16 protein-coding genes are annotated in these 22,905 nt (G+C 46.0%); all 16 read right to left on the bottom strand.

The genetic code is table 11. The annotated features are described in order from the left end of the window. Window positions 1-54: 54 nt before the first annotated feature. On the bottom strand, window positions 55-732 hold the full coding sequence (locus tag GV030_RS10575) for an energy transducer TonB (RefSeq protein WP_159582275.1): 678 nt from the start codon (window positions 730-732) through the stop codon (window positions 55-57). A 43-nt stretch (window positions 733-775) separates the two neighbouring features. Beyond that, a complete protein-coding gene (locus tag GV030_RS10570; protein WP_159582274.1) occupies window positions 776-1,114 on the bottom strand; it encodes a VanZ family protein in 339 nt (112 codons plus the stop codon). Window positions 1,115-1,169: 55 nt separating this feature from the next. Further along, a complete protein-coding gene (gcvH, locus tag GV030_RS10565; protein WP_159582273.1) occupies window positions 1,170-1,544 on the bottom strand; it encodes a glycine cleavage system protein GcvH in 375 nt (124 codons plus the stop codon). 48 nt (window positions 1,545-1,592) lie between these two features. Continuing rightward, a complete protein-coding gene (gene sprA / locus GV030_RS10560; RefSeq protein WP_255465312.1) occupies window positions 1,593-8,723 on the bottom strand; it encodes a cell surface protein SprA in 7,131 nt (2,376 codons plus the stop codon). Window positions 8,724-8,790: 67 nt separating this feature from the next. Then, window positions 8,791-9,384, bottom strand: coding sequence for a Holliday junction branch migration protein RuvA (gene ruvA, locus GV030_RS10555; RefSeq protein WP_159582271.1), 594 nt, complete (start codon window positions 9,382-9,384; stop codon window positions 8,791-8,793). Continuing rightward, window positions 9,381-11,672, bottom strand: coding sequence for an NADP-dependent malic enzyme (locus tag GV030_RS10550; RefSeq protein WP_159582270.1), 2,292 nt, complete (start codon window positions 11,670-11,672; stop codon window positions 9,381-9,383). The genes ruvA and GV030_RS10550 overlap by 4 nt, the downstream gene beginning before the upstream one ends. A gap of 34 nt (window positions 11,673-11,706) precedes the next feature. Further along, window positions 11,707-12,783, bottom strand: a complete 1,077-nt coding sequence (locus GV030_RS10545) for a DUF4837 family protein (RefSeq protein ID WP_159582269.1) — start codon at window positions 12,781-12,783, stop codon at window positions 11,707-11,709. Between the two features lie 55 nt (window positions 12,784-12,838). Next, a complete protein-coding gene (locus GV030_RS10540; protein WP_159582268.1) occupies window positions 12,839-14,188 on the bottom strand; it encodes a lytic transglycosylase domain-containing protein in 1,350 nt (449 codons plus the stop codon). Between the two features lie 27 nt (window positions 14,189-14,215). After that, a complete protein-coding gene (gene gatA / locus GV030_RS10535; protein WP_159582267.1) occupies window positions 14,216-15,640 on the bottom strand; it encodes an Asp-tRNA(Asn)/Glu-tRNA(Gln) amidotransferase subunit GatA in 1,425 nt (474 codons plus the stop codon). A 3-nt stretch (window positions 15,641-15,643) separates the two neighbouring features. Continuing rightward, window positions 15,644-15,856 carry a twin-arginine translocase TatA/TatE family subunit gene (locus tag GV030_RS10530; RefSeq protein WP_159582266.1) on the bottom strand — a complete coding sequence of 71 codons (213 nt, stop codon included), beginning with the start codon at window positions 15,854-15,856 and terminating at the stop codon, window positions 15,644-15,646. A gap of 57 nt (window positions 15,857-15,913) precedes the next feature. Then, the gene (locus tag GV030_RS10525) at window positions 15,914-17,107 is read right to left on the bottom strand and encodes a murein hydrolase activator EnvC (protein WP_159582265.1); all 1,194 of its coding nucleotides are present in this window, start codon (window positions 17,105-17,107) and stop codon (window positions 15,914-15,916) included. Further along, window positions 17,094-17,867, bottom strand: a complete 774-nt coding sequence (locus GV030_RS10520) for a DUF4292 domain-containing protein (RefSeq protein ID WP_159582264.1) — start codon at window positions 17,865-17,867, stop codon at window positions 17,094-17,096. Before GV030_RS10520 ends, GV030_RS10525 begins: the two co-directional genes overlap by 14 nt. Next, the gene (locus GV030_RS10515) at window positions 17,830-19,545 is read right to left on the bottom strand and encodes a tetratricopeptide repeat protein (protein ID WP_159582263.1); all 1,716 of its coding nucleotides are present in this window, start codon (window positions 19,543-19,545) and stop codon (window positions 17,830-17,832) included. Before GV030_RS10515 ends, GV030_RS10520 begins: the two co-directional genes overlap by 38 nt. A 1-nt stretch (window position 19,546) precedes the next feature. Continuing rightward, entirely contained in the window at window positions 19,547-20,548 is a 1,002-nt protein-coding gene (locus GV030_RS10510; RefSeq protein WP_159582262.1) for a sugar phosphate nucleotidyltransferase, read from the bottom strand. 5 nt (window positions 20,549-20,553) lie between these two features. Next, window positions 20,554-22,032 (bottom strand): lipopolysaccharide biosynthesis protein, encoded by a 1,479-nt coding sequence (locus GV030_RS10505; RefSeq protein ID WP_159582261.1) that lies wholly within the window; start codon window positions 22,030-22,032, stop codon window positions 20,554-20,556. After that, complete coding sequence (locus tag GV030_RS10500) at window positions 22,032-22,817, bottom strand: enoyl-CoA hydratase/isomerase family protein (RefSeq protein WP_159582260.1); 786 nt, start codon at window positions 22,815-22,817, stop codon at window positions 22,032-22,034. The genes GV030_RS10505 and GV030_RS10500 overlap by 1 nt, the downstream gene beginning before the upstream one ends. Between the last annotated feature and the right edge of the window lie 88 nt (window positions 22,818-22,905).

Genomic DNA, 22,905 nt, shown 5'->3' with positions numbered 1-22,905 from the left:
AAAAAGCCCTTCAAAAAATTTGAAGGGCTTTCACTTATAGAATAAGATTGTTAATTAATTGCTCAATTTAAAGATAATAGGCAGCACCATTCTTACTTTCACAGCCCGGCCTCTTTGCTTACCCGGCTTGAATTTTGGTGCTTGTCTCAGTACTCGTTCTGCTTCTTCATCACATCCTGCACCGATACCTTTTACAGCTTTTACTTCTGTAACCGTACCGTCTTTATCAACCACAAACTGAACGTATACTCTTCCTTCTATACCCATTCTTCGGGCCTGAGAAGGGTAGTCCATGTTATCTCCAACATACTTGTAGAATGCTGCCATCCCTCCGGGAAACTCAGGCTGGTTTTCCACAATGGTGAAAACCTCTTCGATCTCCTCTTCCTCAGGTGCTTCTTCGAAAATAATGTCTTCAATAACAGTTTCTTCCGTTACTTCCACATCTAACTCCACCTCAATATCCTCTTCGATTTCTTCCTCATCGGGAACCTCAATGATCTGAGGAAGTTGAATTTTCGGTGGTGGCGGCGGTGGCTGCTCTGTAGGAGGTATCTCCATGATATCTTCAAAGTCATCCGTTACTTGACCAAGGTCTACAAGACCAGAGTCGTCGTATGTTCTCCACTCGAACGCCAGGATAACCAACAGCAAACTCACAGTGAATCCGATGTTCATGAACAATCCGGACTTCCTGGTCAAGTCTACATTAGGGTTTTTCTTTGGTTCCATAAATTATGTTTTAATCCTTAAATCAAGAGTAATCTCAAATATATTACTTATCAAACTTTTTATCAGCAAGGTTTAGTTCCTTTTTCATAAAATAAGCCAGAAATAAGCCCAATACCGCACCTGCTGCATCAAACATAAAATCCATCAGATCTGAAGACCGATAAGGGACATATCCTTGTATCCATTCGGTCATAAGGCCAAAAATCAAAGCACCTGAAAATACCCAAAAAAAAGCCTTCAAACTAAGATGTGAGCGTTCAAAACTCCACACGACCAGAAAGCTCCAAATCAGAAATATACCCAAGTGTGCCACCTTATCTTCCCCCACAAAAAACCAAGTATCAGCCTTGGAGCTCCCAGGGGAGAGAAAAAGAAATAACATCACCCCTGACCATATCAGGCAAATTGCCTTGATGAAAGTGGTTCCTGGTTTCAGATTAACCTCCGATTAGTTCCTGATAAGATTCGGCCGAAAGCAAACTATCTCCCTGATCGCTGATCTTCACTTTGATCATCCAACCCTCTCCATAAGGATCTGAATTAATGAGCTCGGGGTTGGCTTCCAATTTGGGGTTGACTTCAATAATCTCGCCTGAAAGTGGCATAAAAAGGTCAGAAACCGTCTTAACAGCCTCCACAGAACCGAAGACATCTGTTGAATTCAATGATTCCCCCTCGGTCTCAATTTCTACATAGACGATATCTCCGAGTTCACCCTGGGCAAAATCAGTGATGCCAATGATGGCTTCATCACCCTCTATTCTCACCCATTCGTGATCTTCTGTATAGCGTAAATTTTCTGGAATGTTCATGTTGTTATTTTTTTGACGCCCAAAATTACTTAAAACTCAGACTTTGCACTATTGCGCAAGACTAAATCTTAGCTGCGTTCCGAAAGCTGTGGTAGCTGTCTTGAATGAACTGACTTTTGGTTCCGTTACACTGCGTTCAAAATACATAGTCAGATCCAGTTGGTCGTTGAGTTTATAGGTAAATGAGGGCCGCAACTGAAAGTTAGTATTACCAGTGGTCACCTTGTTTTCACCCTCCAGCTTACGCTGGATCGTCTCAGCATCTCTTATGGTCATACTTATGCGCATGGTCACGGCATTGTCCAGTGTAATGGTACGCCCTTGTATTTTAAAAGGCAGCTTAAACTCCTCCTTGGTGTATCCAAAATCCAGTGTCACATCATTGCTGGTGGTCTCGGTGATTTGAGCATTGGCCAGGCTCAGGGAAAGGTTTCGGTCCTTTTTATATTCCAGACGTGTGGAAATATTACTCTTGGTCCTGAAATTGATTCCGATCAACGGAGCAAACTGCTCCGAAATGGTCACCTGGTTGAGGATATAGACCGGTGCATATCGCCCGGTACCTGTGGTGTCGGTAGCCTGAGGATAGTCCAGCACGTTGCTGTTGAGGGTCACGCTTAAGTCATTCCCCAGCAGGTCCCCATAAGTATCATTGTCAAAGTTGTAATCATTCACATTGTACAATGAACGATAACCATGGGTAAGGGTGATGGACGAAAAGAGTTCGGCCAACACTGGGATTTTGGACAGTCCGTTATAATCCACCCGCCATCCCGGCAATGGAATTTTGGGGAACGGCGAAAGGCTCACCTCTGAGGAACTCTGACCTGAATAAGCAGAGATAAATGCTGGTATCAGCACATCCTGAGACAAGGAGTCGTAAAAACCAATTTCATTGTTCAGGGCGGTCTGTCTGATTCGGATTTTCTCGATATTTTCTGCAAAAGTATCGAAGGCTTCTGACGTGTTGCCAGGGCCCCGCTTGTCAAATGCAGTACTGATAGACATAAATGAGATATTGTAACTTCCTTTCCTGGAGGGTGTGAGAGAGCTGAATCCGTTATTCTCTGTTTGTTCGTCTGAATACCTGAAAAGCTCCTCGTATGTGGCATTATTGGTTCGCTTGGCATCCAGCTGGATTTTCAAATCCTTGGCGGGCTCAATGGAGGCTCTCAGACCAAGGTCGGTAGTGTAGGTTTGCATGAATGGTGATGACAAGTCCGGATTTTTATTGAGCCAGTCATTGTCAGCAGCCCTGAATCGAATATCAGGATCCTGACTCCCCAGGATAAACCCCCAACCTGGTGCATTGAAACCACTGTCCATTCCCATCAGGAAGGCCCGCGGCGAATAGCCGGAGAGGGTTGTGCCCTCTCTCACGCTGTAGGTCACATTGATATTACGCAAGGACATCACCGTCCTCAAAAAACTCTTGCCAATGTTGAATCCGGGTGCCTCTTCTCCGGCCTTGGCCCGCGGTGGGGAATTGATTTCCTTCAAAAAGGTGACTTTGTTGTACAGCTTCACCAGGTCCACCTTACCTGAAAGTCCCTGCTCTCTTCTGTTTTCAATCGTATTTCCAAAAAACAGGGAATCATGCTCCACCTGTGATCCGGCCGTCCAGGTATATCCTGTAGCGTACTTGATATCTGCACTCAGCCAGTCGGTCAGAGGGAGTTTATCCAGTGGGGTTTTATAGGTGGCGGATATGTCCTGAGCAAAATTTTTCATCCTGCCAAGGTCCTTGATTTCTTCCCAGACATACTGACGCTCCTCCTGGGTGGTAATGTCCCCCTCTATGATCCCATCGGGCTCATCAATCACTGCATTCACCCGGGCGGTATAGTCGAGGTTCAGGCTTTTGAAAAGATTCCAGCGGAGGTTATAGTTTCTATTGAAGGTGAAAAGTCGCTCGTAATAAGGGGCCAAATCGGGAGACACCTCAAGTTTATCATTATAGAGCTGCGTCATTCGGAAACTCCGGTCCAAATCGGCTCTAAATGCCAAACTACTCGGAAGAAGTGACAGGTTAACGTCCTTGATCAATTTCAGATAGGGACTTTTGAGGGCTTCCATTTTGGCAAACGGCTCCAGAGAGATGGTTCGGGGTGCATAGTTATAAGCCACACCACCACTTACTTTTTTCTGCAAATAAGTCTCTGTATTCACATTGCTGGTCATCACATCGCTATAGGCATAGGAAAAGGAGAGATTCTCCACATCGAAGAAATGGCTGTTGGCCTCAGGGTTTACTTTTTCCTTGTGCACATTGGTGAAGTTTATACTGCGCCTTTCCGTTCGATCTTCCACGATCCTTCGGTATCGCTCCCGTTCTTCGTCAGAATCCATGGTAGCCAAGGAAGCCTCCAATGGCACATCTGGATCCAGTGGGTCAAATTGCGGAGTAATTCTGGATTTTTCATAACTCACGAACATGGGCACTTTTAGGCCTGTTTTCTCTGGAAGGAGAAACTTGTCCACGTTGACATTAGCTGAAATATCATACTGGATAGTCTCGTTTCGTGTGCGCTGCTGGATCGTTTGCTGGATATTTCCAAATCCAATAGACGTATACCTCGTGGAAGCGGAAACGGTAGCCACATCGGCCAGTTTAGTACTTACCCGGGCATTGGCTGCCCAACCTTTTTTGGTATCAAAGTCCGTGACCCGAAGTTCATTAGCCCAAAGACAAACAGATTTTGTAGCTCGGTCGTCGGACTCCGGATTTCTAACTCCCAGCATCAGAACCTGCACAGAACTGATATCGGGCCGCCCTTTGATGGTCAACTTATATTGTCCATTGTTGGAAGGAGTGCTGTAAGGAACGTTTTCATCAAAATCATTTCTATTCCGTTCGGATTTTATCCCCAGTAACTCATCAATGGACAAATCAATCTCATTCTCGAGGGGCCATACAAGACGGGCGATATTATCGCCACCATTTGCATCAAGTCCCGTAGGGGTTACTTTCATCGGCACCTCTATCTCATAGTAGTGCTCTGTGAAGTCCGTACCAAACCTTATAAACGCATTGATCTCATTATCCAGCAGCATTTCCCCATTGTGAGCCTCAGCATGTAAAAACATCTGTAGACGCCCGTAGTTGATCAGGTCAAAGGTGACATTTTTGTAGACTGCCCGGGCATCCTTATCTTCAAGATTATCCACACAGACCTGCAGAGATTGCTCGTTGAGCTGTCGATTGATTATGGTAGTATTATCTCTGTCGCGGTTGATTCCCGGGGGTACCACGTACGGTGACTTATTCTCTCCACCCATGCTATTCTCTTCTATATTGACCACCGATACATTGAAATCAGAATAGGAGGTTTCCGGAATTTCATTCAGCCCTGGCTCATTGAGTGCTTCCTGATACTTACGCCATTGGCTGCCTACCAGCTGTAGTTTGGTCATCCTGAAAACCACGGGCTGCTGAAAATTGGTAGCATACATACGCAGGTACCTTACCGTCTTGAACCCACTAATCCCTCCATACACCCTGTCAGGATTTCTGATCGGGATTCTGAAGAGATACCAGGTGGCCTCTCTACTATCATCAGTCACCGCATCCACGATGTGATTTTTGCCTACCTCAAGTTCCCCTGGCTTTAGTGAAAGGCGGTATTCATAATACTCCTCCAGGTCGGAAATGGTATTGTCCTGATTAAGATCTTCGTTGTCCGGGGTGGTAGTAGAGGCTCTGGTAATGCTATTACCACTATTCACTGGCGAGTTTCCGTCCAGCCCATTATAGTTCTTGTATCGCTCCAGTATCTTCAAATCCTGATTGTCCAGATCACTGCCCAGGAAATATTGAAAATTGTCACCCGAAGGGTCGCTCTTTAGCTGATCCAATACTTCTGTGGAGACAGATACACGATTGATGAAATCAGCAAAATAGGTAAGTTCTTCTTCATCCTTTAATCCCTCCAGTCCAATATCCTGATTGGCCCTGGCTGATCCTGAATTCTCAAAGTAATTGGTAAGAAATGGCTCTGAAGGTACCCGGCCCCACTCATTGGCAATGGTCTGCGCAGGGTCACCATTTGCCGGAAGGCCACTTTCAAAAGCGTGACGCCCATCAGGAACCACATCCTCAGAAACACTACCAAGGTTGAAAACCAGATCACCTCCTGTAGTATTATTGGTATTGAATTTTCCATCCATCACCCGGCCCCTGGGAGTATCAATAAAAGGATCAAGCATCCAGAATTCAAGGTACTCGATGTTGGTCTTGTCAAAATCTACCTCGTTGGTAATGGCTCGGGTAATCCCCCCATAGTTGGATTTTGGGTCTGGTAGTAATCCATCTCTTGTCAGGTTGGGGTTATAATTATATTGTCCTCTTTCGCTGGGGAAGTAGGCGATATCAAAAAGCGTTTCCGGGGTGACGATCAGGTTTCTGGATTGCTGCCTGAAAATCTCCTGGGGAAGAACCGGACGCACATAGTGATTTTGCAAATCTTCGTCGGTAATGTTGGTTGGTTTATTGGGCCCTCCTGTTCTGTAAAAAACAGATTGATCTACTGTATACCAGGCTATTTTGGCCCGCTTATAGTTCAATCCGAGTGTGGAACCCGCTTCCGTACTCTTGTCAAACTTTCGATCGGTAGTCTTTGGTGTAGCGGCCAGGTCCCACCCCGCCCAGCCTCCCAGGTTGATCGGTGTAACGGCACTTTCGAAATCATCGATGTAGGAAGTTCCCTTCCCATCCACAAGATTGGAAGTACCAGGAATCATCTGGGCAAACTCTGCATTCACAGTGATGGAAGACGGTGCCTTAGTGCTCACCAGTGGGAGAAAATCCATGAATTTGGTAAGAAAGGGAACCTCATCCTGAAAGTTGAGATCAAACCCGTACTTAGTGTTTCGTGTGGGTTCATCTCCGATCGTGTATCTGGAAACACCACCTGGCTGTTCATTCAGCTGAAGGATGGTGGCTCCTATGTTAAAGTTTTCACTGAACTTATAATCTGCCCGTGCACCATAGAGCCATCGCGACTGGAAGTTGAAGAGGTCCGCCTTCTCATAGGCAATGTTGATGGTCTTGCCCGAGCTTAAAATTCCTTCATTCAGAATGCGAACCCGACCCAGGTTATAATCTACCGTGTAGTCAAGGCCTTCCGTGAGGGGTGTATTACCCGCTGTAACAATGACAGAGTTTTCGGCAATATTGATCCCTGGCAGGGCTATTTCGTTGGATGATCCGGCATTGAACTTACCCAGGATAAAAAACTTGTTTTTAGAGGCTACTTGCTCCGCATCTGCCTTGGTGGTGTGATACAGTGTATCGTAGACATACTTCTCCTTTAGTGAAACTTCATCACTTGCAAACTTGCTCTCCAGTGTGGCTCCGAAAGGCTCAAGTACCGGAAAAATGATATTGCCATTCCTTACGTCTATTGTGACTCCATCGATAAAGTCAAAATTTCCATCTCGCTGACGGTCGTTGTTTTGGTTGAGTTGGTCTAAGCCCAGCAATTCAACCAAAGGTTGATCCTTGGTAAACCTACCTTCATGCAGGGAGGGGTTATCAATCCCCGTGGCATCATCCCGATAGTGCACCCTCAGCGTGAATCCCTCGCGTTCGATCTGGCTTGCGTTGAGGTTGTAAATGTTCTTCATCATCAGGTCCCAGGTTGGCACCTTGGTGTTGATCTTATTGGGCCGGAGCATCTTCAGGAGAATCACCTGATCATCTGCCAGACCCGAGTAGTCTTCTGTGAGCTCTCCTACCCGGTAGGTCTTTCCATCGTAGCTATAGGTATAGGACACACCGAGCATCTCATCATTCTGCAGCTTTCTCAGAAGAGTGATATACCCCAGACGGGTATTGATCACAAACTCGTCCTGGTCCAACCGCCTGGCAGTCCCCACTTTTACAAAATCAGTGCTATTAACAAATCCAAAGTCATTTTCAAGGGTATTGGTTACCTGGTCGCTACTTCTGAAATTAGGAGTATTGGTAATGGACTGAAACAGATCGTTCGCTCCGTTATCTGTTGGCACATTGCCGTCTCCAGACCCCACTTTTGGATTGCCTTTTTGGTATATCCGCTGACCTTCTCCCAAATCCATCAGTCCTAAAACTTCTCTTGTTGATTTGGTATCATTGTTTCTGTTGATCACATAGACTTCCACCCTGTTTACATTGACCCCCGAGGTAATCTGGGGTAAGGTCTTCAGCCACTTTTCGTAGTTTTCACGAAAGAAGTGTCCCAGGAAGAAATGGCGGTTCTCATCGTAATTCGAGGCTCGTACTTCAAATTCTTTTCCCTGAAAGCCACTTTCCACTGTGATGACATCACTTTTGCCTTGTTGGCGTGAGACCACTCCGGTTAAATACAACTTACCAAACTGAAGCTGGGTTTTCAACCCAAACAGTGACTGTGCGCCCGTCATGAGGCTATTGGAAACGGGCATGCTTACGTTTCCTATCTCTATTTTCTTGACAATATCCTCCTCATACCCGGTATACTCTACCTTAAGGTTGTTCTGAAAATCGAAGGTGTTATTGTTGTCAAAATTGGCCGTCACGGCCAGCTTCTCACCAATTTTACCCACCAGATTGAGTGAGATTTGCTGATCAAAATTGAACCCTCCGTTGCGCTGCTGCCGAATGGGGATGGCCGGGTTGTCTACCCGCTGAAATCGACCGCCAAAATCAAGATTGACAAATCCATTGGGCTGAATATCTACGTAACTCCCACCAAACAGTCTGTCAAATACCGGACTGATATAAAGCCTCGGGATCAGTGAACGCCCACTAATGGCACTCTCCCCATCCAGGCCTGCGGATCGCTCCTGAAAATACTCCTTGGTAATCTGCTTATCGTTGTACCGGTCATACTCCTCAAAAGTCATGGTGGTGACGGGTCGGAAATTAACATCTCCGATCCGCTCTGAAACTGAGTAGTTCACTGTGGAGTCAAAGTCAACTTCCAGGTCTATAGAAGAAGGGTCAGCCAGCAAAAGGGGTGACGGACTAATTCTATTTGAAAAAGGATCACCAAAACGATAGGCTGGCTGAAACGTTGGAGCCTTTGTTGGCGTATAAGGAGGAATAGTGTCTGTACGGACGGTGTCCTGACGAGAGGTATCCTGAAAAATAAGGACGCTCGAAGAAGCTGATACAAACGTTGCTTCAGGTAGGGATACCCAAAGGCAAAGCGATATCACACTTACCAAATGTTTTATGTAAGTTTTCCTCTTCAAATACGTTTTCCTCTTCAAACAAGAATAATACCTATGCTCTCTTCAGAGCCAGCTTAATCAACTCTTCAAGTTTAATTTGCTGTCCGTTTTGTTTCAAAATTAAATCAATACTTTTTTCTGCTGCGGGCTTGCCTATCCCCAATGTGGTCAAGGCGGATAACGCCTCACTCCTCAAACTATTGCTCGCAGAAGGCACAAAATCCAAACCTTTTTCCAAAAGACCTTCCTTCTTCATCTTGTCTTTCAACTCAAGAATAATGCGCTGGGCTGTTTTCAGCCCGATTCCTTTTACCGACTGAATGGTGCGTACATCGTCGCTCAAAATGGCCTGCTGTAGTTCCTGTGGCGACAAAGACGATAATATCATGAGCCCGGTACTCGGCCCCACACCAGAGATAGAGATGAGTTCCAAAAACCTGCGCTTCTCAGACTCCTCAGAAAACCCAAACAGAGTATGGGCATCCTCCTTGATGTGCAGATGCGTGTAAAGCTTAGTCTCTGTAAGATTTTTGATTGCTGCAAAGGTGATAAGGCTGATTTTTGCCTCATAACCAATGCCGTTGATATCCACCACCACGTAGGTCGGGTCTTTTACAGCCAGTTTGCCCTCCAGGTAATTGATCATTTTACTTTTTCTCTTTTTTCGTTCAGTTGAGCATCCACTACCGCTATGGCCACCATGTTGAATATATCCCGCACTGAACTACCTACTTGCAGTACATGTACAGATTTATTCATTCCCATAAGTACAGGACCAATGGCCTCAGCACCTCCCAGTTCCATCAACAATTTATAAGCGATGTTACCTGAGTCAAGATCAGGAAAAATAAGGGTATTGGCTGGATTTTTGGCCAGTTCACTGAAAGGATAATTCTCACGAAGTAGGTCCTTATTTAAGGCAACGTTCGCCTGGATGTCTCCATCAATGACCAGCTGCGGCCATTTTTCCTTGGCCAGTTTCACTGCTTTGGCGGCCTTTTCGGGCACCTCGCCACGGGCAGACCCAAAGTTGGAGTAGGATAACATGGCAATGCGAGGCTCGGTATCAAAAAACTTTACCACCCTGGCTGTAAGCCCGATGATGTCTACCAGCTCCTCTGCCGTAGGGTTGAGGTTGACCGTGGTGTCAGCAAAAAAGAAATTACCCTTGTTATTGCTGATGATGTACATGCCCGCCACCCGATTGATACCAGGCTCCACCCCTATAATCTGGAGTGCAGGCAGGATCGTTTTAGGGTAGTCATTGGACAATCCCGAGATAAGAGCATCACCCTCACCCAACTGCACCATCATGGCTCCAAAGTGGTTGCGGCTCCTCATCATGGATTTCTGGGCCATCTTCAGGGTCATCCCCTTGCGCTGACGCATTTTGTAAAAAACCTCTGCGTACTGATTTACCCTGGATTCCTCCTTATAGGGATCAGTTATTTTACAATCCAGTAAGCCCTCAAGCTCATTTTCTTTGATCAGAGAGATGATTTTTTCTTCGTTGCCCAGGAGAATAGGGATGGCCACTCCTTCGTCCATGGACATTTGAGCAGCTTTTAGAATGTTCACGTCATCCGCTTCTGCAAAGACCACCTTTTTGGGGTTTCTCCTGGCCCTTGTCACAATACGTGAAATCAGGCGCTGATCGATACCTATTCTTTCCTGGAGTTCCAACTCATATTTCTCCCAATCTGTAATCTCAATTCGTGCAACTCCACTGCCTATAGCCGCCTTTGCCACAGCCGGCGAGATGGTGGTGATCAATCTTGGATCCAAAGGTTTCGGTATCAGGTACTCTCTGCCAAATTTCAAGTTGCTCTGGCCATAGGCCTTGAGCACCATCTCTGGCACCGTTTGCTTAGCCAGGTTGGCAATTGCTTTCACGGCGGCCAATTTCATTTCTTCATTGATGGCTGTGGCACGTACATCCAGTGCTCCCCTGAAAATGTAGGGAAAGCCCAATACATTGTTCACCTGATTGGGGTGATCGGATCGGCCAGTTGCCATCAGAATATCTTTCCGGGTCTTCATGGCCAGGTCGTAGGCTATTTCCGGATCGGGATTGGCCAAAGCAAAAACAATCGGATCTTTGGCCATCTTCTTCAAAGTGGCGGGTTTCAGAATGTTCCCTATAGAGAGCCCGAGAAAAACATCGGCTCCCACAAGAGCATCCTCAAGGGTATCCACATCCTCACGGTCAGTCGCATAGCGCGCCTTACTTTCGTCCAGATTACCACGTGATTTCTTCACGACCCCCTTGCTATCAGTCATCAGGATATTTTCCTTCCTCGCACCAAGAGAGGTATATAAATCTGTACAGGCAATAGCCGCTGCTCCCGCTCCACTCACCACGATGGTCACCTCTTCTATCTTTTTACCACAGACCTCCAAGGCGTTGATAAGCGCTGCAGAGGAAATAATGGCAGTGCCATGCTGATCATCATGCATCACAGGGATGCTCATTTTTTCCCGTAGTTCCTTTTCTATTTTGAAACTTTCAGGTGCCTTGATGTCTTCCAGGTTGATCCCTCCAAATGTCGGCTCAAGGCTTTTGACAATCTGAATGAATTTATCAGGATCGGTTTCATCTATTTCAATGTCAAACACATCGATCCCCGCAAATTTTTTGAACAAAACTCCCTTTCCTTCCATCACAGGCTTAGAAGCCTCCGGGCCGATATTTCCCAACCCAAGTACCGCAGTACCATTGGAGATGACACCCACCAGATTCCCCTTGGCTGTGTAACGGTATACATCTTCTTTGTTGGCAGCAATCTCCAGACATGGCTCAGCCACTCCGGGAGAATAAGCCAGCGCAAGATCATGTTGGCTGCTAAGGGGTTTGGTGGGAGTTACTTCTATTTTTCCGGCAGGCTTCGACTCATGAAAGTCCAGCGCCTCTTGTCTTCTTATTTTGGCACACATAGGTCGGTAGTTGTTTTTACTTGGGGATAAATTTTTAGGTTGGATCTCCCACCTCGGAAGAAGTCCTAAAGGTAGACAAGATCGCATCTACTTCCCGTACCAAAGGTTTCTTTTTAGTACCGGGAGCATACACGTACCCCTCTATGTAGTAAAGTTTTTGGGTTTTCTCGTCCACAAAGGTGTAGCTGACAAAGGGACCTCCGGCTGAGTTGTTGTTAATCTTCCACAGCCCGCGAGCCTCCACGGCAAATTTACCATTGAAGGTAACCCGCTCTGTATACACGGGAATGATATCCTGCCGCTGGATATAAAGGTCCGGCTTTTCAGAGTCTCTGAGGTAGGTGCCTGTAATCTCATCTCTGAGCTCATCCACATGCTCAAATACTTTGCGATCCTTATAATCTCCTTCGTAGACGAAGACATTCAGCTCAGAATCTGCCTCCAGCCTCCTCAGCCAGATGAAATCTTTGACATCCTTGGCAAGGTCCCAACCGAAAGGTACCTGAATGCTGTACCCATGATTCTCAGTAATAGCAGCCATCATTTCAGGCTTGGTTTTCTTGAGTGTTTTCTCCCGGGTTCTTTCTCTCACCGCGGACTCAAACAGTGCAACCAGACTGGATTTATTATCCTTCAATTGCTCCACCAGCTGCTCTTCACTTTGACCAAAGAGATAGAGTACTATCTGCCCCTTGGCAAATTCATCTTTCCGTACTGTATAAAAGAGTGAACTGTCCTGCTGGATCATTTTCAGAGAATTGTCTGTAAAATTTTCCCTGATCGTTTTGCTCTCAAGCGTTCGTGAGTCCAGCGTCATCACGAAAATCATATTGCGGGCGTGCTTGAGTACAGAATTGAGTTTTCTTGGATTCACCTTATTGAGTGAAAACTCATACTCATCCTGATTGAGTACCCGCATATACTGCTGATACATGTCCCGAAGTGTATTGCCTAGTTCGCTTTCCCACTGTGCAGAGTCTATGACCAGGATGATCTCATCTGCTTCTCCTCGTGCCAGTGGCATAAAATCTTCCTTCACCTTATCTGTGGCACTTTTGCAACTGGTAAAAATTAAGATTGAGGCAAGGAAAAATAGAAATAATGTTCTCATAACTTTTTAGGTTTTGGGACTCCTACAAAAATAGAAGATTACACTACTAACGAAACTATTCGGAAGATATGATGAGCTGCTGCCCGGGCTTGATGGTATTGGAGGTCAGGTTATTCAGCGCCTTGATTTTTTCGATGGAAAGACCAGCGTAAGTATTGGCTATTTCCCACAGGGTATCCCCATTTTGCACATAATGTACCTTCTTTCCTTCCAGAACGACCGCTTTATTTTCAGTTCGTGCCGAGCTGGCATATAGATCTTTCGTGGAGCTATTGTAAGTAGGCAATACCCATATCTGAAGGTACTGACCTACTCGGATCATGTTGCTGTTCAGGTTATTCCATGACTTAATATCAGTCACGCGCACGCCATACCTGTTAGCGATAGTACCCAACACGTCGCCACTTCGAACGCGATATACCTGCTTTTCCCGACCATAGGTGCTCCCCGGAGTATTTCTGGCCAGGTACTCCAGCTGCTCCTTGCCCACCTTCCCTGCTGCGTCATAGAAAAAAGCACGATTACTAACGACCGTATCTTTCAGGTCTGCGGGAATTCTCAATGCAAAATTTTTGGTCCCCTCGGGTATGGCTCCCCTTTTGATGTTAGGGTTGAGGTTTAGAAGATCATCCAGGCAAACGTTCACTTGTTTAGCAAAAGTCTCCAGATGGAAGTACTGACTGATCATGATGGTGTCGAAGCGAGGGAAAATCTGATGCGATTCTGGAAAAAGATTGTGCTCCGGTGCATAGTTGAAAGTATAACAAATGGCCACAAACTGCGGGACATAAGACCTGGTCTCTCTCGGGAGATAGGGATAAATCTCCCAAAATTTCTTCTTGTATCCACTTCTTCGAATGGCCTTCCGTACATTGCCGGGGCCGCAGTTGTATGCAGCCAGAGCCAGCTCCCAGTCATCAAACATGCTGTAAAGATCACGAAGGTGCCTGGCAGCAGCGTCAGTAGAGGCATAAGGATCCATCCGGTCATCCAGATACCAGTCGTTGTTGAGACCATACATTTTTCCGGTAGAGGACATGAACTGCCATAAACCAACGGCATTGGCCCGAGAAATGGCGTTTGGTCGCAACCCGGACTCTACAATGGACAAAAATTTCAGTTCATCGGGTAGATTGTATTTGGCCAACGTCTCTTCAAAAATGGGGAAGAAAAGAGCTGTTTTGTTGAGTACCTCCTGGGTGTACGGCCTGTCGCGCACGGTGAAGTAATCAATGAATGACTTCACCTTTTCATTATATTCCAGAGAAACCTCCGACTCAATACACGAAATACGATCTGCAATTTCCTCATAGGAGGCATCAGGTATATAGTCGTAACCAAAGTCAGACTGAGCCGTGGCGACTACCACACTGAATACAAACAATCCAAGGAAAAATATCCTCATACGCTTCATAACGGTAAATCTATCAGATTAATTATCTAAAAGGTAATTTGAGAAGGCCAATAATTTTTGCTCTTCGAATGCTTTGGACAAAATCTGCAAGCCAATGGACATGCCTTGACGATCTCTACCCATAGGTATGGATATAGCTGGAACACCGGCCACAGACGCCTGTACGGTGAATAAGTCCGCGAGATACATCTCCATAGAGTTCTCCGTTTTCGACCCAAGTTCAAACGCTGTGGTAGGCGCCGTGGGCATAATGATAAAGTCAAAACGCTCCAGAAGCTCATTCAATTCGTTCTGAATCATTCTTCGCGCCTTTTGCGCCTTGATGTAATAGGCATCGTGATAACTGGCAGAAAGCACAGCAGTCCCCAGCAATATTCGCTTGATGACTTCCTCTCCGAACCCTTCGGAGCGCGACTTTTTATACATTTCCTCCAGGTTACCAGCTTCAGTGGTACGGTGACCGTACCTCACGCCATCATATCTGGATAGATTGGAACTGGCCTCTGCAGTGGTGAGAATGTAGTAGGTAGGTAAAGTGTATTCCATCAATGGAAAAGAAATCTCTTCCACCTGATGTCCCTGTGCTCTCAATTCATCAATCTGCTGGGCAAACGCCGCCTTGACCTCTGAGTTAAGGGCCTCATTGTCCATAGTCTCTTTGAGGTATCCAATCTTATATCGCTTACCTGCCTCAAGATGCTCACTATAAGCAGGGACCTCCTTTTGGGAAACAGTACTGTCATACTCATCCTCTCCGGAGATCACTTCCAGCACGAGGGCACTGTCTTTAACGTTGTTGGAAAAAATACCGATACAATCGAAGGTGCTCGCATAGGCCGCTAATCCGTGTCTTGATATTCTGGAGTAAGTGGGCTTGAGCCCGACGATTCCACAGAATGATGCGGGCTGCCTCACAGATCCACCTGTGTCGGTACCCAGGGACACTGCACACATATCTGCCTGCACAGCCACTGCGGAGCCTCCTGATGAGCCCCCCGGCACCCGATTGTGCCCGTCGGCATTGACTACAGGACTGAAAGCCGAATTCTCGTTGGAAGATCCCATAGCAAATTCATCACAGTTATTTCTCCCTATGATGATGGCATCGGCATCTAGCAGCCGCTGTACCGCGGTGGCAGTAAATTGTGATTGAAATCCATCAAGAATCTTACTCCCACATTGTAGCGGGTGATCTTTGTAGCAAAGTACGTCTTTGATGGTAACGACAAGTCCGGCCAGTTTGCCTGCACTACCGGACTTGATCTTTTGATCGATCAGATGAGCTTGCTCCTTGGCTTCCTGATCATATACAGACAGGAGGGCATTCAACTTGCCATTTTTCTCCCGGATGTTCTTCAGGTAATGGTCAACTATCTGACCACAAGATATTTTACCTGCATCAAGTTGCTGCCTGATTTCTGAAAAGGAGGATTGAGCACGCAAATCTTAATCTGTTTTCTTCTCGCTAGGGCTTGCTTTTGCGCTCTCGTCGATCTCGTTTTTGATCTCCTTGGTGGCATCTTTAAATTCTCTGATCCCTTTTCCCATTCCTCTGGCAATCTCCGGTATCTTCTTTGCTCCGAAAAATATGATCACAAATAAAATGATCACAATGAGTTCCCATCCTCCTGGCATTCCAAATGCTAACACCGTATTCATAGTGGTTGTGTTTAAAATTGACTCCAAAGATAGCTATAAAACCGGCCTACCAAAAAATCATTTGGGAGAAAGCCATTGCTCCGGATTAAGTTTCGCGTAGTTTTTCCAAACTTCAAAATGTACTTCTGATACACCATTGGTATCTGTATGCACTGCTCCCAATGGTTGTGCTCTTTTAACAAGAGTTCCTTTCTTTACATTCACTTCTTTCAGGCGAGAATAAACGGTATAGTACTCACCATGCTGTAGAATTACCACATTGTACATACCGGGTACGTAGGCAATTTGAATGACTTTCCCATCGTATACACTTTTGACGGATTCATCTTTTTGGGTTTGAATATCCACGCCAGGATTGTCCTGCATGATGCCTTTCATGACCGGGTGTGGGTGCTTCCCGAATTTCGAAGAAATAAAGCCTGAACTAACTGGCCACGCCAGTTTATTCTTATTGGACTCAAACGAAGCAGAAATTTCATCCTCGTTGGCTATGGCCGTGGAAGAAAGAGTTTTGGATCGCTCCAGTTCTTTTCGCACAATTTCAGCAATTAGATTATCCAATCGGTCAACTGCCTGTTTTCTGTCTGCCAACTCTTTTTTGAGCTCTTTTTCCTTTTTGGTAAGCTCCTGCACCAAACCACTTTGTTTGGTTTTCAGGTTAATCAGTTTTCGGTTTTCGGCCAGTTGCTGATTGAGGAGTGTCTTTTGTTCGGACCTTTTGATCTCTACCTGATTTCTTTGAGCATCCAATTCCCTGGAGACCTCCTCTATTTGCCGCGCCTGAATTTTCCTGGCATCGGCATATTGTTCGAGGTATTTCAATCGCATGTAGAGCTGATTGAAGGTGCGGGCAGAAAACAGAAAAGTCAGCTTGGAATAGCCATGATTAGCCTTATAGCTGCTGTAGATCATGGCGGCGTATTCTTGTTTCAGGTTTTTCAAATCACTCTGAAGGGCATTGACCACAATGCTCAAATCATTGATCTCTCCATTAAGGAGTCCCACCTCCTGATTCAGGGCACTGATGAGCCCCTCGCGGGCTTCTATCTGCTGATTGAGCGCTCTGAGTTGACCAAGTGTGGCTTTTTTCTCTGATTCAGTATCACTGAGGATTTTCTCTGCTTCAGCGATTTTGCTCAGGTTCTCCCGCTTTTCCTGCTCCAGCTGAGATTTGGTTTTTTGAGCATAAACCCCAGATGCCAACAGCAAAACAAAAAAGCCAAAAAATGCCAATCGCTTACTTACGATCATATCGCTGTGGGATGTTAAAGGGAAATTTTAACGGTTTTTTCTCGATTTCAGTCTGCTTAAACTCGATGATCACCTTCACCGGATCAGTCCCCTTTTTGGCATATTCCAAAATAGCACTGATCTGAAAGGGGAAAACCTCCTGGTCAACGAGCTGAAAATCAGTGTAATTTACAGAAATTGTATTTCGCGAAAGCGTATCCAACACCTGGATCTTTTCCAACTTCATAGACTCTGTACCAATGAAGTTTTCGAAGAGGTAGCTACTGTGTTGCTGGCTATAGGCATAGGTACTTGCGGTTCTGACGAGCCGCTCCCGATCGTAGGGGTACACCAAATTGCCCAGCATGGCTGATTCTACCAGGCTGTAGTTCAGATCAAAATCAAGTTTTTTACTCAATTCAGCAAAGCTATACTTCATGTATACTTTATTGATTTTGTCTAGTACGGTCACAGAATCGGTAGTAATGAGTACCCTGGCGGCCTCTATGCCCAAGCCGGGAGACAGGGAGACCCATATAATACTATCCTTCCGAATGCGGATGTTTGCCGAACCGGATACATTGTTCTTTTCGGACTCAAAATTGATTTTTGCTTTGGAAGACAAAAAATCAAACTTGGCGTCATTCACCACTAACCTGGTGCTGTTTCGATCAAAAATACCTGAGAATTTCTTGTTACAGCCAGTAAGTAGAATGAGTGTTATCAATAATACACCTAACCAGCTATTCGTATAGTTTCCTGTCTGCAATTTTCTTCTCAATGTTTTTGGAGGCATCCTCATACTGGCTGGCGCGTTTCCACTGGTCGATGGCCTCATCTATCCGTCCCAATTTATACAATACATCACCATAGTGCTCAATGACCGTCCCATCATCCTGCAAATTAGCTGCTTTTCTTAGATAAATCAGTGCCTCCTCGTATCGTCCTAGGGTATACAGCACCCACCCGTGGGTATCGAGGTAGGTAGGATTATCCGGATGCATCGTTGCCAGCCTGGTGGACATGGCAAGTGCCTTGTCCAGTTTTTCATTGCGAAGGCTCAAAAAATAGCTGTAGTTATTCAGCACATGATCATTTTGAGGATCGGCCTTCAGGGCGTCATCATAAGCGCTATAGGACTTGTCAAACTGCTTCATGCCATTGTAAGCATCACCCAGCTGCCCATAAAAAATGGTTAGAAGTTTAGGATCAGTAGCATATTTCTTGCCCTGATCCAACACTTGCACTGATCTTTTGAAGTTTTTGGTGATGAGGTATCCTGTGCCAGCAAAATAATAGAGCGCTGCCTGATTTGGAAAGTACTCCATGGCCTGCTCGGCATGCACAATCACACTGTCAAACTGATTGAGGTCCGATTCTACACTGAGGATATTTTGCCATACCCCGTAGTTGGTCGGATCCAATTTGATCGCTTTCAGGTAAAACTTTCTGGCCTCCTCTTTTTTCTCCAGTCGATACATCACATCTCCGGTGAAGGCCTGGACTTCATACTGATTGGGATAATCTGCCGCCAGACTCATGGCCATTTGGCTCACCTTGTCAAACTCCTCAGAAGTGATCACAAAATCCAAAAATCGATTCAATACCTGAAGTTTTGCCTGAAAGTCAACATCCGAAGAGCCCATTGTGCTTTCGGCCAGGTCCATGGCCAATGCAGTATTACCCTCGCTCAGTGCGATTTCGCTCATTAGCAAATCTGCGTGCTTGTTGTTCTTCAGGTTTTGCAGTCGCTCCTTGGCCTCATCCATCAGGTTCTGAGAGATCAAAAATTCACAAAGTTCGATAGCGTACCGGTCGTTATCTGCATTTTCTTTGATCAGCTTATCCCAGTCCGCAATGAGTGACGGGTAATCGCGCTTCTTGAGATATATTTTCTGTTTTTCGCGCAACACCATCTCATTCATGCCAAAAATCTCCTCGGCCTGCCGATAAGTAGCTAAAGCCTTTTCGTTTTTTCCCTGGTATTGATAGATGATGGCCAGATCAAACAGGTAGCTTTCTGTGCCGGGTATTTCATCTATCATCTGCTGGTACAACCGAGCTGCTTCGTCAAAATCAGACAAAGCTTTGTGCACCTCTGCAGCAAGCAGAATGTAGTATTTATTGGATTTGTCGAGGTTCATCGCTTTGGTGGCGTATGGAAGCGCCTCGCGACTCTCTCCATTTTTTATGAGTATTTCGGCTATTTTAAAATTGACGACAGGGTTATTGGGGGCAATCTCCAGCACAGCCTTGAAGAGTTCCAAAGCTTTGTATTCATTATCCAGGATGAGCTCGCGCTCAGCATCTATCAGCATGGTCTCAGCTTTGAGTGCCTCTCCTTCTGACAGCTCAGTAACATCAAGTGGCGCAAAATCTCCACCCTGATTGTTTTTCTGACTGTAGCCCAGCAGTGAGCACAACAACATCCCTATCCACAAAAAATAATGAGCTCTCATATTATCCCTTCCATTCCGTAAAGTCACCCAGGCTAACCTCAGCTGGTTTTGCTTCCATGATAACGAAGTTTCCAATCATGGAGTTAACTAAATTAATGTCTTTTAAATTGACATGGTTCTGGATCAACGAATCCTTAATACGACTATCCCGAATCTCAGATCCCGCGCCTACTGAGACATTTGGTCCGATGACCGATGAAGTTATTTTGACCCCATCACCTATATATACAGGCGGTATGATCACGGTGCCTTCTATCACAGCAGAATCTGAAATGATGTTCTCGGCAAGAAAACCAAGATAACGACTATTAGACTGTACGGTGACCTTTTTATTACCACAGTCAAGCCATTCGTCTACAGCACCTGTGGTAAAACGTATCCCTTCTTTTTTGAGATTTTCCAGCGCCGTTGTAAGCTGAAATTCACCCGAGGCTCGGATGTCATGCTCGATGATGTAATCCAGCTGATCCCGGAGCTTCTCGCCCTCCTTGAAGTAGTAAATGCCGATGATGGCCAGATCCGAAACAGGGTTCTTTGGTTTCTCCACAAACTCCGTGATTACTCCCTCTATGTCCAGATTGACCACTCCATACGCACTCGGGTCCTCCACACGCTTCACCCAAATAATCCCATCATCCTCGGTGTTCAGTGTGAAATTCGCCTTGAACAAGGTATCAGAAAAGGCTACCGTCACCCGACCCTGAAGTACTTCACGAGCACAGTGCACTGCATGAGCCGTGCCCAGAGCTTCCTGCTGATAGAAAATGTGACCAGTGGCTCCCACAGCCTGTGCTATTTGCAAAAGCTGTGCTTCGGTCTCCGGACCAAAATCCCCAACAACAAACCCAATGTGCTCAATCTTCTCCGGTGTGACCGCCGCAATATCCTCCACCAGCCGCTGCACGATGGGCTTACCGGCGATCGGAATAAGCGGTTTCGGGGTGGTAAGGGTATGTGGCCTGAGCCGCTTGCCCATACCTGCCATGGGTACGATGAGGTTCATATATTCTACTTGTTGAAAGTCTGTTTTCGGAAATCCAATAACCATACCAGCACCACATACAAAGCGATTAACCCAGTGGCACTGAAATACTTATATTCCTGACAAAGGTCGCAAAAATAAAACGCTAATATGGAAAGGCCAGCCAAAGCCATATAAAAAAGCCCTTTCCCGGTTTTATAAGGGACGAAGTAATGCTTTTGCCCGATGACATAGCTCAGGCATACCATGAGCAGATAGCTAAAAAAGGTGGTCATAGCACTCCCCATATAGCCTAGCACAGGGATCAGTGCAAAGTTGAGCCCGATAGTCACCAAAGAACCGATGATCGTAATCCACGCCCCATATTTGGTCTGGTCGGTGAGTTTGTACCATACAGAAAGGTTAAAGTATACCCCGAGAAATAGCCCCCCGCCTAGCAGCCAGGGGACAATATCCAATGCAGACAAATAGCCTGGCTGCCTCAGAAAAATGGGCGCCAAATCCTGTAAGACCAGAGATATGACCAACCAGGAGAATGATCCGAAAATGATGAAGCCATGCATCACCTTAGCAAAAAGTTCCGGGGAGTTTTTGTCGGCAGATTTCGAGAAAAAGAAAGGCTCAAAAGCATATCTGAACGCCTGAACAGCCAACGTCATGAATACCGAAAGCTTATAGCAAGCCCCGAATACCCCCAGAATTTCCTGATTGCTCTGTCCCGGATAGAAATTTTCTGGAAGCCAGTATTTCAAAAGCACCCGAGAGAGCATTTCATTGGTGACCCCTGCAAAACCCATCACCAGAAGTGGGGTCGCATAAAGCATCATCAGTTTCCAGTCCCGCCCCATCGACAGTTTTAATCGGACCAGCCACGGCGCGAAAAACAGCAGATAAAATCCATTGGCTATGAGATTGGATATAAAAACATACCCCACACCCAGCTCAGGAAAATATACCAGCCCTACCCAGGAAGCGGGAAACTGAGCCAGCCACCAGGGACAAAAAACCAGGAAGAAGATATTAAGAGCAATGTTTAACCCAATGTTGCTCAGCTTGAATGTGGCAAATCTCAACGCCTTTCCCTCCAATCTGAGGCGTGCAAAAGGTACAGCTACTACCGCGTCTATGGCCAGCACCAGCGCCAACCACACCACATATTTGCCCTGCCCCGGGTATTCCAAAAGAGAGGCAATATCCTGCGAAAACAGCACAAGTGTACCACTGAACAGGACAGAAGTAATAATGAGTGAGGTCTGGGCTACATTGAAGTAATGCCGGGCATCGTTGCTTTTAGTAGCAAACCGGAAGTAAGCAGTTTCAAACCCATAGGTGTACACAATATTGAGAAAGGCCACGAAAGCATACAGCTCCGTAACCACTCCATAATCCTCTGGTGAAAAAACTGCTGTATAAAGTGGTACCAGAAGGTAATTCAATACCCTCCCCAGCACACTGCTGGCTCCGTAAACCACCGTTTGGCTGGCAAGCTGCCTGAGTTGCCCCACTATTCTCCCTTAAACTCAGGTTTTCTTTTTTCCATAAACGCAGCAGCACCTTCCTTGAAGTCGTCGGTGCCACAACATCTCGCAAAAGCATTGGCCTCTGTCTGATAGCCATTTTCATCCTGATTGAAAACCGCATTCACACAATCTACGACCAACCCTATAGCGATCGGGGCTTTTGAAGAAATTTTTTCTAAAATATCATTGGCCTTAGCCATCGCGGCTTCCTTATCCACTTCCGTATAGTTCACCAGTCCATAGCTCAGGGCCTGGTTGGCATCCATCATGTCTCCGGTCATGAGGTACTCAAAGGCTCTGCCCTTACCAATAAGATGTGTAAGACGCTGTGTGCCACCATATCCCGGAAGAATGCCAAGATTCACCTCTGGCTGCCCGAATCTGGCATTGGCCGTGGCCACACGCATATGACAGGCCATCGCCAGCTCACAGCCCCCACCAAGGGCGAATCCATTCACCAAAGCAATGACAGGAGTATGACAGTTCTCGATCAGTTGAAAGACCTCCTGGCCCTCCTCAGAGAATTTTCGGGCGTTCATCTCATTCAGTTCGGAGAATTCACCAATATCCGCACCGGCCACAAAGGCCTTTTCTCCGGCACCAGTGATAATGACACCACTAATATCCTTGTCATCATAGACAGACTGAATCACTTCTTTCAGTTCGGCTATGGTATCAGTATTGAGTGCGTTGAGTTTACTTTCCCTATTGATGGTCACGGTGAGAATACTCCCGTTGGTCGATAGAGAAAGATTTTGCAGGTCTGCCATAGGTTGATTGATTTCTAATGAAGTCGAAAGAAAAATTAAAAATCAGATTAAGTCAAACAATTTACGCAATAAGGACGATTTTCAAATG

The organism is Marinoscillum sp. 108 (genome assembly GCF_902506655.1).
Lineage (GTDB): Bacteria > Bacteroidota > Bacteroidia > Cytophagales > Cyclobacteriaceae > Marinoscillum > Marinoscillum luteum.
The sequence above is the reverse complement of the archived record's forward strand: the minus strand, read 5'-3'. Positions and strand labels throughout refer to the sequence as shown.

Coding starts and splice junctions, on each gene's coding strand:
- GV030_RS10575 (WP_159582275.1), bottom strand. CDS start 732: ATGGAACCAAAGAAAAACCCTAATGTAGACTTGACCAGGAAGTCCGGA.
- GV030_RS10570 (WP_159582274.1), bottom strand. CDS start 1,114: ATGTTATTTCTTTTTCTCTCCCCTGGGAGCTCCAAGGCTGATACTTGG.
- gcvH (WP_159582273.1), bottom strand. CDS start 1,544: ATGAACATTCCAGAAAATTTACGCTATACAGAAGATCACGAATGGGTG.
- ruvA (WP_159582271.1), bottom strand. CDS start 9,384: ATGATCAATTACCTGGAGGGCAAACTGGCTGTAAAAGACCCGACCTAC.
- GV030_RS10550 (WP_159582270.1), bottom strand. CDS start 11,672: ATGTGTGCCAAAATAAGAAGACAAGAGGCGCTGGACTTTCATGAGTCG.
- GV030_RS10545 (WP_159582269.1), bottom strand. CDS start 12,783: ATGAGAACATTATTTCTATTTTTCCTTGCCTCAATCTTAATTTTTACC.
- GV030_RS10540 (WP_159582268.1), bottom strand. CDS start 14,188: ATGAGGATATTTTTCCTTGGATTGTTTGTATTCAGTGTGGTAGTCGCC.
- GV030_RS10530 (WP_159582266.1), bottom strand. CDS start 15,856: ATGAATACGGTGTTAGCATTTGGAATGCCAGGAGGATGGGAACTCATT.
- GV030_RS10525 (WP_159582265.1), bottom strand. CDS start 17,107: ATGATCGTAAGTAAGCGATTGGCATTTTTTGGCTTTTTTGTTTTGCTG.
- GV030_RS10515 (WP_159582263.1), bottom strand. CDS start 19,545: ATGAGAGCTCATTATTTTTTGTGGATAGGGATGTTGTTGTGCTCACTG.
- GV030_RS10510 (WP_159582262.1), bottom strand. CDS start 20,548: ATGAACCTCATCGTACCCATGGCAGGTATGGGCAAGCGGCTCAGGCCA.
- GV030_RS10500 (WP_159582260.1), bottom strand. CDS start 22,817: ATGGCAGACCTGCAAAATCTTTCTCTATCGACCAACGGGAGTATTCTC.